At 38.0% G+C, this 12,798-nt stretch carries 10 protein-coding genes and 1 tRNA gene; all 11 read left to right on the forward strand.

Going from position 1 to position 12,798, the window contains the following annotated elements:
- Positions 1 to 182 precede the first annotated feature (182 nt).
- The 11 genes from rpoE (at position 183) to RWX26_RS06015 (ending at position 12,700) form a co-directional block, all read left to right on the forward strand.
- Positions 183 to 773: a DNA-directed RNA polymerase subunit delta gene (gene rpoE, locus RWX26_RS05965; protein WP_002898937.1), complete on the forward strand. Its 591-nt coding sequence runs from the start codon at positions 183 to 185 to the stop codon at positions 771 to 773.
- A 120-nt stretch (positions 774 to 893) separates the two neighbouring features.
- Positions 894 to 1,577, forward strand: a complete 684-nt coding sequence (locus RWX26_RS05970) for a B3/4 domain-containing protein (RefSeq protein ID WP_009660116.1) — start codon at positions 894 to 896, stop codon at positions 1,575 to 1,577.
- Between the two features lie 198 nt (positions 1,578 to 1,775).
- Positions 1,776 to 2,477, forward strand: coding sequence for an ABC transporter ATP-binding protein (locus RWX26_RS05975; protein WP_002911738.1), 702 nt, complete (start codon positions 1,776 to 1,778; stop codon positions 2,475 to 2,477).
- Between the two features lies 1 nt (position 2,478).
- Positions 2,479 to 4,185 (forward strand): FtsX-like permease family protein, encoded by a 1,707-nt coding sequence (locus RWX26_RS05980; protein WP_002911740.1) that lies wholly within the window; start codon positions 2,479 to 2,481, stop codon positions 4,183 to 4,185.
- A gap of 324 nt (positions 4,186 to 4,509) precedes the next feature.
- On the forward strand, positions 4,510 to 6,123 hold the full coding sequence (locus tag RWX26_RS05985) for a CTP synthase (protein WP_314580080.1): 1,614 nt from the start codon (positions 4,510 to 4,512) through the stop codon (positions 6,121 to 6,123).
- 70 nt (positions 6,124 to 6,193) lie between these two features.
- Positions 6,194 to 6,604 (forward strand): effector binding domain-containing protein, encoded by a 411-nt coding sequence (locus RWX26_RS05990; RefSeq protein ID WP_314580082.1) that lies wholly within the window; start codon positions 6,194 to 6,196, stop codon positions 6,602 to 6,604.
- Positions 6,605 to 6,747: 143 nt separating this feature from the next.
- Positions 6,748 to 6,833 (forward strand) — tRNA-Leu (locus tag RWX26_RS05995).
- Between the two features lie 177 nt (positions 6,834 to 7,010).
- Positions 7,011 to 7,892 carry a class II fructose-bisphosphate aldolase gene (locus RWX26_RS06000; RefSeq protein ID WP_002908770.1) on the forward strand — a complete coding sequence of 294 codons (882 nt, stop codon included), beginning with the start codon at positions 7,011 to 7,013 and terminating at the stop codon, positions 7,890 to 7,892.
- 420 nt (positions 7,893 to 8,312) lie between these two features.
- Complete coding sequence (locus tag RWX26_RS06005) at positions 8,313 to 9,026, forward strand: DUF5986 family protein (protein ID WP_314580083.1); 714 nt, start codon at positions 8,313 to 8,315, stop codon at positions 9,024 to 9,026.
- Between the two features lie 26 nt (positions 9,027 to 9,052).
- The gene (locus tag RWX26_RS06010; protein WP_314580084.1) at positions 9,053 to 10,213 is read left to right on the forward strand and encodes an XRE family transcriptional regulator; all 1,161 of its coding nucleotides are present in this window, start codon (positions 9,053 to 9,055) and stop codon (positions 10,211 to 10,213) included.
- Positions 10,214 to 10,273: 60 nt separating this feature from the next.
- Positions 10,274 to 12,700 (forward strand): ATP-binding protein, encoded by a 2,427-nt coding sequence (locus RWX26_RS06015; RefSeq protein ID WP_314580086.1) that lies wholly within the window; start codon positions 10,274 to 10,276, stop codon positions 12,698 to 12,700.
- Positions 12,701 to 12,798 lie beyond the last annotated feature (98 nt).

The raw sequence follows: 12,798 nt of genomic DNA on the forward strand, positions 1-12,798 counted from the left end.
TCATCATTCAAAATGAGATTGCTTGAAACTAGTGTATAAATGCACTGGTTTCTTTTTGTACTTATTCCATGATTTTTCCTGGATTTTCTTTTGACGAAAATAGAAATTTATCGTACAATAGAAAGTAGCGAAAAATTGCAAGAGGGCGATAAGCCTTTACTTAATCTTAAAGGAGATAAACTTTGGAATTAGAAGTATTTGCTGGACAGGAAAAAAGTGAGCTTTCTATGATTGAAGTGGCGCGTGCCATTTTGGAAGCCCGCGGCCGCGACCATGAGATGTATTTTAATGATCTGGTCAATGAAATTCAAAACTATCTGGAAAAATCAAACAGTGAGATTCGTGATGCTCTGCCTTTATTCTACACAGAACTCAATGTAGACGGCAGCTTTATTCCGCTGGGAGATAATAAATGGGGCCTGCGTTCATGGTATGCTATTGACGAAGTGGATGAAGAAATCATCGCTTTGGAAGAGACTGATGAGGACGACGCACCTAAGAAACGCAAGAAGAAACGCGTCAATGCCTTTATGGATGGCGACGAGGATGCCATTGACTACAGCGATGACGATCCAGAAGATGAGGACGGCTACGAAGCAGATCCAGCTCTCTCATACGATGAGGAAAATCCAGACGATGAGAAGAATGAAGTGGAAGCTTACGATGCTGAAATCAACGAAATCGCTCCAGATGATCTAGGTGAAGAAGTCGAACTCAACGAAGAAGATGACGACTACTCTGATGAAGATACGGAGACCGAAGAGGAAGAATAAATCAACCAAAAGAAACAAGGGATTTCGTCCCTTGTTTCTTTTAATATTCCTTGAAATATAAGTTCGGAAGGTGTAGAATACTAATAAAATTTAATGAAGAAAAGATGGAGGTATGCTGCTATGAAATTTGTCATTGATAAGAGTCTGAGTGATTTAGGCATTAAGAGTGTCGTTATCGGGATTGCCAAGAATGTCAATCCTCATGCAAAACTGTCTTCCTCATTTCTAAAAAAGAAAAAGGAAATGGAAGACTGGGCTCTGGCATGCGACTTGGATGAGGTGCTTGAGTCGCCAGTGGTTCAAGGTTATATAGAAATACTGCAGCGCGTAGGTCGCAGTGTCAAGAAAAATCCTCCGACGGTTCCCGCGCTGATTCGCAATATCCAGCACCGAGGCTCGCTCCCTCATATTAATAGCATTATTGATATTTATAATGTCGAAGCCCTGCATTCCCTACTGGCTATTGGAGGGCATGATTTTGATAAGATTGAAGATCAGATAGAATTCACCGTAAGCCAAAAGGAAGATGTTTTTTTGCCTATTTTGTCCAAGGAGAAGCATGTTGCCAAGACGGACTATGTCTATCGGGATGCCAAAGGCATTTTGGCTTGGCTGGATGTTCGTGACAGCGAGTATTATAAGTTTGATGAGGAGACCAAGGATGCTATTTTCATCATTCAGGGGAATGCCAATACCTCTGTCGAAATGCGTCTGGAAGCCTTGGAGCGAATCCGACACGATTTAGCAGAGTGCATGCCTGATGTAGAATTCGAAACACATGTTATTAGTATTGAGGAAAATTAAATGGAAGAGGCTTTCCGATTTTTATAGACTATCAGCTTCCTGTTTTTAGGGAGCTTTTTTGCATGCTTTTGATTTCTTTTGTCAGAGTCATAGTTGAAAAAATTAGAAAGGTGGGAATTGATTATAGTTTGCTTTTCTGAAAATAGGAGACATTACTCAATAAAAAATGGTATAATAAACAAAGAAAAGGAGTGTGCCATGACAGAAGCGCTATTAGAAGCTAAATCAATCAGTAAAAAATATGAGGACAGGTATGTCCTGCAGAATACGGACCTAAAAATTGATCATCAGCAGTTTGTAGCAATCTTGGGTCACAGCGGCTCAGGAAAGTCAACTATGCTTAATATCTTATCGTCTTTACTGAAACCAAGTTCTGGACAGGTCTTATACAAAGGAAAGGAGATAGGTCAGCTGAGCAAATCGGCAGTGGCTAAGTTTAGGAGAGAAGACATTGGTTTGGTCTTTCAGCACTATATGTTAATTCCTAATCTAACAGTGGAGGAGAATATTCAGCTGGGCAGCAAGTATGCCGCAGAGACAGCGGACCTAGAAGAATTGGCTTCGCTACTGGGAATTGAGAAACTTTTGAACAAATATCCTCATCAGCTGTCGGGCGGTGAGCAACAGAGGGTCTGCATTGCCAGAGCTGTGATCAAGAAACCGGCTGTCTTATTCTGTGACGAGGCGACGGGTGCTCTGGACAGCGAAAATAGTAAGAACATTATTGTTTTATTGCATGCTATCAAGCAAACCTACGGGACCAGTATCCTTTTTACGACACATAATCGAGAAATTGCCAGAACAGCTGACCGAATACTGATCTTAGAAGATGGCCGTATTGTTAGGGACGACATGAATATGGAGAAGCTGTCACCGAATCAAATGAGTTGGGAGATTTAATATGGGGTTGCTATTTAAATATCTATCCAGAGACTTTTTTGCTAAGAGGACAATGGTGTCCATTCTATCTCTGATTTTAATATTCATTTCCTTTATGTACTTCTTCGTTCATTTCGCGATTGATGCCAATTTACTTCGTTTAGGTGGAGAGCAATTATCAGGCAATGAGTCAGATTATCTTACAGCATTGAAAAGCAATCAGGTCTTGATTCGAAACATTACTGTCGCCATGGTAGCCATTTTCTCCCTCATTTTATCCTTATTCATCAGAGGGACGCTCCAAAGAAATCGAGTGCAGCTAGCCCAGCTGATGTCCCTTGGCTTTTCTTTCTCCAGTGTGCTAGCAAGCTATGCGCTATTAATCAGCGGTTTATCCTTGCTCAGTTCCTTGCTTGGCTTAGTCTTGGGCTTCTGGGGGTCTGACATCCTCCTTTCTGCTAATAGCCAGACCTATCTCGTACAAGGATTGAGTAAAGGACTTTCTCTGCAGTCGGTTATGACGGGAACCCTCTTCCTAAGTCTTTTCCTAGGAGCTCTTACTTATTTGGCAGGACTGACGGTGAGAAAAACAGATCTGGCTTTAATGATGAAACAGACAGACGGGAAAAGCATCCGTCCCGGTTTGATAGAGAAGTTGATTCAAAAGCTGCCGATGAAGCATAAATTCAAATTTAAGCTAACTCTAAATCATTTTAGCACCTTAGGTCTCTTGTTGATTGCTATCGTTACATTTAGCATCATGTTTGTCTTAAGCTTGTCTCTTACTTTTAGCTCCTCTAAAATCCTTGAATCTCAGAAGGTCGGCCGGCACTATTCTTATGATATCAGCTATGATAACTACCGAAAGGAGGAGGCTGAGTCAGCTTCAGATTCTGTAACCTATCTGAGATACGATGTTGATTTAATGATAAAAGGCGAAACTATAGCCTATCAGGCGCTTTCATTTACCAGTCAAAATGACTTATTTCAGCTGATTGACAGTAAGGGAGAAATTCTAGATCCCACACAAGGTGTCTTTGTAAACCCTGAATTGCGGGAGAATTACGGTCTTAAAGTTGGGGATACTCTAGAGTTAAGAGTAAAGGGAAAGCGGCATCAGATAAAGATAGCTGGATTTGCGGAGAATGCTGATTTAAAGACGATATATATTCCAAGAGGCCAAGCATCCGCTATGGTAAATGAAGCTGACGATCGTTTTAATGGCAGATTGACCAATAACGCTCAAGAAAAAGGTCAGGGAAAAACTCGCTCCCTAGAGGAAAAATTATCAGCGATTCAAAGAAGTCAAACTTCCAACAAAGCAAGCGCTATTATCAACCAAAGTATCGGTGTTATAACAGGCTGTTTATTGATTTACCTAGCGGTGTTTATTGGCTTGAATGGTAATATGAAGACTCTATTGATGTTTGATTTACTAGGATATGAGGAGAGAGAGGTTTATCGTATCCTGCTTAACCCCTACATTGTGATTAGCAATCTACTTTTCTTGCTCACTCTGCCTGTGGCCGTCTATGCTGCAAGGAATATCCAGATTATGACTTCTCTTCAGACAGGGGACTATATGCCATTCCAGATCAACTGGATTACTTTCGTTTATATGTTTGTTATCTTGAATGCCTTATGTTTTATCATTAGATTTTTATTTATTCGAAAGGTTAAAAAAATCAGGGAGGATAATCGGCAGGAAGAATTCTTATCAGAATGGTGAGAAACGGCATGAAGATTTTTAAGATAAGAAGTCGGACATCTTGAAAGGAATCCGACACGATTTAGCAGAGTCCATGCCTGATGTAGAATTTGAAATACATGTTATTAGTATTGGTGAGAATGAATGAAAACCGAATGAAAACATTTGACAATTTTTTAGGTTTGCGATATCATACTGTTCGGGCACCTCTTTTAGAGGTCAGAGCTTCCTGTTTTCAGGGAGCTATTTTTCTTTTTCAGACAGAATATGGGAAATCCTCCTCTAGATAAGTTTCCAGCAACGACGTGGTTGCTGAAATGAATTGTTTTATGAAAAGGAGCACGTATGTCAACTAAATATATTTTTGTCACTGGCGGTGTAGTTTCTTCTATCGGGAAAGGGATTGTGGCAGCTAGCTTGGGTCGGCTTTTGAAGAACCGAGGCCTCAAGGTTACGATTCAGAAATTTGACCCCTATATCAACATTGATCCTGGCACCATGAGCCCTTATCAGCATGGGGAGGTGTTTGTGACAGATGATGGAGCTGAGACGGATCTGGATCTGGGGCACTATGAGCGTTTTATTGACATTAATCTCAATAAATACTCCAATGTCACCACTGGTAAGATCTATAGCGAAGTCCTACGCAAGGAGCGTAAAGGCGAGTATCTGGGGGCGACGGTCCAAGTCATTCCGCATATTACGGATGCTCTCAAGGACAAGATCAAGCGGGCAGCACGGACGACGGACTCGGATGTGATTATCACAGAGGTCGGTGGTACAGTGGGGGATATCGAGTCTCTTCCTTTCTTAGAAGCTTTGCGCCAGATGAAGGCTGACGTCGGAGCAGACAATGTCATGTATATCCATACAACTCTCCTGCCCTATCTCAAGGCAGCCGGTGAAATGAAGACCAAACCGACTCAACATTCTGTCAAAGAGCTGCGAGGTCTGGGGATTCAGCCAAATATGTTGGTCATTCGGACTGAGCAAACAGTTGGACAAAACATCAAAAACAAACTGGCTCAATTCTGTGATGTAGCGCCTGATGCGGTCATTGAGTCGCTGGATGTAGAGCATCTTTACCAAATTCCTCTTAATTTGCAGGCCCAAAAGATGGACCAAATCGTCTGCGACCATCTGAAACTGGATGTACCGGTAGCGGATATGACAGAGTGGTCAGCTATGGTTGAGAAAGTGATGAGTCTGGAAAAGCAGGTTCATATTGCTCTGGTCGGTAAGTATGTTGAGTTGCCAGATGCCTATATTTCAGTTGTCGAAGCGCTGAAGCATGCCGGCTATGCCAATGATGCGGAGGTTAAGATTGACTGGATTGATGCGAATCAGGTAACTGCCCAAAACGCAGCAGAGCTTCTTGGAAGTGCGGATGGGATTATCGTTCCGGGTGGTTTTGGTCAGAGAGGAACTGAGGGTAAGATTCAGGCAATCCGCTATGCGCGTGAGCAGGATGTGCCTATGTTGGGGATTTGCTTGGGCATGCAGCTAACCTGTGTCGAATTCGCCCGTCACGTCCTGGGATTGGCAGATGCTAACTCAGCGGAGCTCAATCCAGACACACCATTTCCGATTATTGATCTCATGCGTGATCAGATTGATGTCGAAGACTTGGGTGGAACGCTGAGACTGGGGCTCTATCCTTCTAAACTTAAGCGTGGCTCTAAGGCAGCAGCGGCTTACGACTATCAAGAAGTCGTTAAGCGCCGTCACCGTCATCGCTATGAGTTTAACAATGCTTTCCGCGAGCAGTTTGAGGCAGCTGGATTTGTATTTTCTGGAGTTTCACCAGACAATCGCTTGGTCGAAATAGTGGAAATCCCAGAAAATAAATTCTTCGTTGCTTGTCAGTATCACCCAGAGCTTTCCAGCCGACCGAACCGAGCTGAAGGTCTTTATAGGGCTTTTGTCACAGCAGCGGTAGAAAAGAGCCAGGAGAGATAGACTTGCTTTTTCTAGGATAAGCGATTTTTCTAGAGAAATGTTGTAATGAAAAATAAAAGGAGGGAAGAAGATGTTTCTAAACATTTTAGCTAGTATTCGTACTAATAATTTTCAAGATGAGCATTGTATAGAAAAAATCCAAGCTCTCTGGCAGGAACAAGAGGGAGCTGTGAAAGAAGCTTTTGCCCAAGGGGAGCCGGTTTATGCCGTCTATCATGACTATGCCAGTGATTACAAAGGAGACTACAGTCTCTCTATCTGCCGTTTGACAGATGGGGAAGTCTATGATTTTGATACATCCGAGCAGACCTATCAAGTATTTGAGGCTGATAAGGAAGATCCGCAAGCGATTCTTCATGCTTGGCAGAGGATTTGGCAGGCAGAAGAAACAGGTGAGCTTCGTCGGGACTACACTATTGACTTTGAAAAATACGATCCCGGCCAAACGGTGGCTGTCTTTATTGCAACGCAGCAGCCTTGAGTTTTCTGTGTTCCTGCTTTAGCTTCATTTCGCTTAGATTTCCTAGATTTGCTGATTGAGTAGAAAGTTGATTTTTTGAAATAAACTAAAAAATATTCTTGACAAGCCTTAGCTGTCCTGTTATACTAGTAAGGTACTCAATCGCGGGGATGGCGGAATTGGCAGACGCGCAGGACTAAGGATCCTGTGACCGCTTTAGGTCGTGAGGGTTCAAGTCCCTCTCTCCGCATCAAGTAAGCTGGCTTCGGCCAGCTTTTTCTTTTTGCAATAGAGACGCTTAAAAAGGCTAAGTGTCTACCTGCAATTCTTTAAAATTTCAGGAAAAACTAGCAATTTTAGTGAAAAAGTGATAAAATAAACAATGTAAGTGGTTTAACCACAAAAAATAAGAGGAGGCCTGATAAGAATGGCAATCGTTTCAGCAGAAAAATTTGTCCAAGCAGCTCGTGACAATGGTTACGCAGTTGGTGGATTCAACACAAACAACCTTGAGTGGACTCAAGCTATCCTGCGTGCGGCAGAAGCTAAGAAAGCACCAGTGCTTATCCAAACTTCAATGGGTGCTGCTAAATACATGGGTGGCTACAAAGTTGCTCGCAACTTGATCGCTAACCTTGTAGAATCAATGGGCATCACTGTACCAGTTGCGATTCACTTGGACCATGGTCACTACGAAGATGCACTTGAGTGTATCGAAGTTGGTTACACTTCTATCATGTTTGATGGTTCACACCTTCCAGTAGAAGAAAACCTTAAATTGGCTAAGGAAGTCGTTGAAAAAGCACACGCTAAAGGTATCTCAGTAGAAGCTGAAGTTGGTACTATCGGTGGTGAAGAAGACGGTATCATTGGTAAAGGTGAATTGGCTCCAATCGAAGACGCTAAAGCAATGGTTGAAACTGGAATCGACTTCTTGGCAGCTGGTATCGGTAACATCCACGGTCCATACCCAGCAAACTGGGAAGGTCTTGACCTTGACCACTTGAAGAAATTGACAGAAGCTCTTCCAGGCTTCCCAATCGTATTGCATGGTGGTTCAGGTATTCCTGATGACCAAATCCAAGCAGCTATCAAACTTGGTGTTGCGAAAGTTAACGTTAACACTGAATGCCAAATCGCATTCGCTAACGCAACTCGTAAATTTGCTCGTGACTACGAAGCAAACGAAGCAGAATACGACAAGAAAAAACTCTTCGACCCACGTAAATTCTTGGCTGACGGTGTAAAAGCCATCCAAGCATCAGTTGAAGAACGTATCGACGTATTCGGTTCAGAAGGTAAAGCTTAATCTAGCTGAAGACTACAAAACAGAAACCTGCCCGTAAGGGTGGGTTTTTTGTGTTTGCTTTTATAGAGGATATACTTAAGACTACTATATCCAAAATTGTTAAACGAATGTAATTTTTTACAATGATTCTAAGACTACCCTTGGAGAACGAATATAACAGCTTTACGCCTGTTTTCAAAGGAAATCACTGTCTTTTCCAAAGTAAATTGGAACATCTAATTTTTAGGAATACAAAGTAGCTAAATTAATGATAGAACTTTCATTCAAAATAACAATATGATTTTTCTAGTTTTGTGATCTAAGTATTAAAAGTATCCTGATAGATAAGGAAGATAAAAAATTAATAATAAAAACCAATAATAGTTGACTTTTTTGCAAGAAAATCTTAAAATAAGACTATAAATTTAAACGAGGTGCTCTATGGAAAATTTACCAATCCAAATCTTTAAGTTTGCTCAAGTATTTTCAACAAGTCACAAGAGAGATATTGATAAAATATTTTTTGATAATGAGTTTGAAACTAAGAATAGTCTACCAATTTTAATTTGGGATTTTATTTATCGTGATATTGTAAATACTGCTAAAGTAAATGATTTAATATCACCCACTATGTGTATGGGTGCTCTGTGGACGGCAAGAGGAATAATTATTGAGGGTGTCCTGTATGTTTTTATGATGAAGAAAAGATTTGAAGGTGTAACTAATAAATACGAAAAGCATCACTATCTTACTTGTATAGCACGTGCAAAAAATTCTCATTTAAATGGAAAAGAAGACGGTAAACTATCCATTGAATTATTCAATGACCTAGATGATGATGGGATGAGCAATTCTCAAATTGAACAAGCTAAGAAATTATTGGGAGATTATTATGATTCTATTGATGAGATTAGGGTCGTTACCTTTGATAAAAAAACTAAAGAAGTGATTGTTAATCAGGTAAATGCCTTTTGTGAATTTATTGATGCTGTAAATATCACAGAATTTGATTTTACAAAACTTGAAGAAGATGGACGTGGAAATAATCCTGAAAAACCTCTTGTGGCATTGAAATCTGGCGTACAGAAACAATTGGAGTCACAAAAGCATGTTAGTCTTCCTGTTGAAAAGAAGGAAGAGAATACTAAATTATGATATTTTATATAAAACAGGAGTAAATAATGCTTCAGATTAGTTTTAATGGTGCTCGCTTAAAAGAGGCAAGACTTTTTAACAAAAAAAGTATTACTCAGATTGCAGAGTTTTTAAACGTTTCAAAACAAATGGTTTCTAAATATGAAAAAGGACGAGCAACGCCAAGTGAAGAATCGTTAGAAATATTGGAAAAGAAATTAAAGTTTCCGAGAGATTTCTTTTTTGGAAATGATAATTTTAGCTTAAGTTCTACAGGCACATTTTTTAGAAGTCGTTACACAGCGACTCAAACAGAAAAAATGCCTGCAGAAATAAATAAAAACTATGTTGCTTTAATAAGAGATTATTTGGGAAAATTTATTGATTTTCCAAATCTTGACTGGGGCCTTTCTGGTTTAGACTATACTCCACAAGAATACGCAAGCTACATAAGAGAGAAATGGGAACTTGGAGATAGACCAATTGATAACTTGTCGTTGTTGATGGAAGAAAAAGGTTTTGTTATTTCTAGAATAGACACTCAGAGTGATAAAGTTGATGCTTTTGGTTCAGCTGTTAAAGTAAATAATAATGAGTATTATGTTGTTATATTAGAAGGGACAGAGTATTCATTCTATCGTCAGCAGTTTAGTTTAGCCCATGAATTAGGACATTGGTTAATGCATGAAAATTGTAAGTCGCCTCAAGACATGGGAGCAATTGAATATAAGCAAATGGAAGACGAAGCGAATGAGTTTGCGGCTGAATTTCTATTGCCAAAGGATTCGTTTAAAGCTTCTATCATTGGGCATGAAAATGATCTAGAGTACTACAGGTATCTAAAAAGAATTTGGCAAGTCTCAATTAGTATGATGATAATGCGTGCTAAGTCATTGAATATCATAGATTCCAATGAGTATACAAACTTGTATAAGAAACTTAGTTACAGAGGTTGGAGAAAAAATGAGCCCTTAGACTCAACGAAATTGATTAGCAATCCTCTATCTTTAAAACAGTCAGTAGAGCTATTAGTGGAAAATAGAATTGTAATGGATATATCCGCTGATATTTATAGAGTATACAATAAATTGTTGCCGAATTTTTTAATTGAGGATTTATGCGGCTTAGAGGCAGGATATCTTGATGAATTGAATGATAGGTATCCAAATCTTATTAGTCTTACTAAAGAAAGAATAAGAAGAACATAGAATAGTCCGAAGCGTATTATGTGATTAAACATTTGTAGGGATTTTAGAATTAGGAGAACTATGGATATTGGTATTCGTGCTGATGGAATGACTACATCAGACTTTGAAAATTTTGCCATTGAGATTGTAAAGAAAAAATTTAAGAATAGTAGTCTTCATGGGTTTAAGGAAGGCAAAGATGATGGTATTGACGGCATTGATGATATTGCTTCTCCCTCTCTCGTTATCCAAGCTAAACGATGGCAGGTAACAAAAAATCATGCTACAGCTGTAAAACTTTTGAAAGAGGAAATTGATAAGATTGCTCTGACCAAAGAAAAATATGGTTGGGAAGCTGGTTTCAATTACGTTATTGTTACAAGTATGGGGCTATCTCCTGCGGGTTTAAAGGAGATTCGTGATTACGCAAATAAAAAAATTCCTAATGCTATTCCAACTGATGATTATATTATATTCTCTTCTACGTTAATAACTCTTTCCCAACAGAAAGAATATAGAGAGATTTTTATAAAGTATGGATTGCTGGAGAAAGATATAACAAATGTTTTGAGAAATATTAAGTTGAAAAATATAGAGGCGGAATCAAAAGACTATTTTTCAGATTTTGATGCTCACTATTTTGTTGAAACACGTTTTCTAGGAGAAGCTTATCATATTTTACAAAGGGAACATATTTTATTAATTCAAGGGCCAGCTGGAATTGGTAAAACAACAACTTGTTCAATGCTTGGAAATCTATTTTTAAATAATAAGAAGAATATCTTTGATATCATTATGCGTAGGGTAGAAGATATTAATGAAGTTCTTAGATTATATAATGAAAATTATCGAGATAATGAGGATAGAAATCTTTTTGTGGTTTTTGATGATTTCTTGGGGCGTAATAAGTTTGATGTTGGAGAGAGGGTATTACAAGATATAAAAAAATTATATTCGGCCTCTACTAACACCAATAACCTTTTTATTTGTTTAAACTCTCGTACTCAAATTCTTCAAGATGCAACATTGATAAATTTTGAGTTTCAAAAATTAATAGATGAAAAATTCACAGAGCAAAGAAGATTTATCATTGATTTATCTAAGTATTCTGTTATTGACAGAGCTTACATTTTCAGGAAAGTATTTGAACGAAAAGTACAATATCTTACAAATACCGATAAAGTAGAACTTGTAGGAAAATATAACAACCTTATTGGAAAGGATTGGAGGAAAATTGTACGACACCGAAATTATTTTCCTAGGTCAATAGAATTAATAGCAAATAATTTCAAGGAAGCTAGCGGAAGTTTTTATGATTATGTAATGTATTATCTTGACCATCCCAATCAGCTTTATAATAATTTATTCGATAATCTGAAGATTGAAGAGAAATATTTGCTATTTTCTTTATTACAATTCGATGCTTATCCTGTTGAAGAAGAGTGGTTAATAAATTCACTTCATACTTTGGAACTTAATCCAATATTTGATTTTAAAAAATCGTTAAAAAAACTAGATGGCTCATGGCTAGCTTTTACAAAGGAAAGCTTTGACAGTATAAGTAAGGTGGACTTTTTTAATCCTAGTATTATTGACTTTTTAAATGATAAATTAAAAGAGTATCCCAATATAACCCAAAAATTAACTCAGAATTCTATTTATCTTCATCAATTATGTAAAGGATGTGGTAGTTATATTTTAGGTGAATTAAATGACACACAGGCTATGTTTTTTAGTAAACTATTGGCTGATTGGAACAACTTCAAAGATAAAGATGATTTTATTGGCGAAAAAATCCTATCTATTATATATTTAAATCAATTTTCAAAATTTAAGACTGATTTTGAGGAGTTGCTGAGAATATATGATGGGCGGAATAATTTAAATATTTATCAGAATGGGTGGAGTAATATTATTAGTCAGATTTATTTTTCTGATGATAAAGCAATGAAAAGAGTATTTCTGAGTATTCTTGATGATAAAAGTGTTTTAGATAAACTAGTAAATAGTCCTTATCTTGACTCGGAAGAACTAGATGCTATTGTAAATGCAATAAGTGAGATAATTTATGAGGTAAGTATAGAAAATGATGATTATCAAGAGGGTTCTTTAAAAGAGATGTACTGCTATAGCGTTTTTAGACAGAAAAAAATTGAGTTGCTCCAAGATTATTTAGACAGTAGCAATACTTTGGAAGAGGAAGACGTTGATTTTACTAATGACCCAGATGGCTTTGATTTGGATTGGGAAGTTGAAGGACAGGTTTCAGAATTTCAAGAAAAGTTAACTGAAAAGTTAACGGATATTTATCAATGGGATGATATCAAAGTGGAGAAATTTGATTATTCCAGTTTACAATTCAATCTTGAAGAATATCTGCAACAGAAATACAATAGCTTTTTATATGCGGATGAAGACTATGATAGATGGAGAGATGCGCAACTTGAAGAAAGGAATACAGAAGAAAGTGATACATTAGAAAGTATTTTAAACAAACCATTGTTATAGTTTAGAAAGTAAGGTGCTAGACTAATCTCAGAAGTCACTAGGATCTTACATACACAACCTATTTTTCGTACAATAATATTCTGAAAAAACTAAAATAA

Origin of the sequence: uncultured Streptococcus sp. (assembly GCF_963536705.1) — a bacterium.
Taxonomy (GTDB): domain Bacteria; phylum Bacillota; class Bacilli; order Lactobacillales; family Streptococcaceae; genus Streptococcus.

What these genes read in the sequence shown, in the direction of transcription:
- RWX26_RS05970 (WP_009660116.1), top strand. Translation starts at nt 894, where the DNA reads ATGAAATTTGTCATTGATAAGAGTCTGAGTGATTTAGGCATTAAGAGT.
- RWX26_RS05975 (WP_002911738.1), top strand. Translation starts at nt 1,776, where the DNA reads ATGACAGAAGCGCTATTAGAAGCTAAATCAATCAGTAAAAAATATGAG.
- RWX26_RS05980 (WP_002911740.1), top strand. Translation starts at nt 2,479, where the DNA reads ATGGGGTTGCTATTTAAATATCTATCCAGAGACTTTTTTGCTAAGAGG.
- RWX26_RS05985 (WP_314580080.1), top strand. Translation starts at nt 4,510, where the DNA reads ATGTCAACTAAATATATTTTTGTCACTGGCGGTGTAGTTTCTTCTATC.
- RWX26_RS05990 (WP_314580082.1), top strand. Translation starts at nt 6,194, where the DNA reads ATGTTTCTAAACATTTTAGCTAGTATTCGTACTAATAATTTTCAAGAT.
- RWX26_RS06000 (WP_002908770.1), top strand. Translation starts at nt 7,011, where the DNA reads ATGGCAATCGTTTCAGCAGAAAAATTTGTCCAAGCAGCTCGTGACAAT.
- RWX26_RS06005 (WP_314580083.1), top strand. Translation starts at nt 8,313, where the DNA reads ATGGAAAATTTACCAATCCAAATCTTTAAGTTTGCTCAAGTATTTTCA.
- RWX26_RS06010 (WP_314580084.1), top strand. Translation starts at nt 9,053, where the DNA reads ATGCTTCAGATTAGTTTTAATGGTGCTCGCTTAAAAGAGGCAAGACTT.
- RWX26_RS06015 (WP_314580086.1), top strand. Translation starts at nt 10,274, where the DNA reads ATGGATATTGGTATTCGTGCTGATGGAATGACTACATCAGACTTTGAA.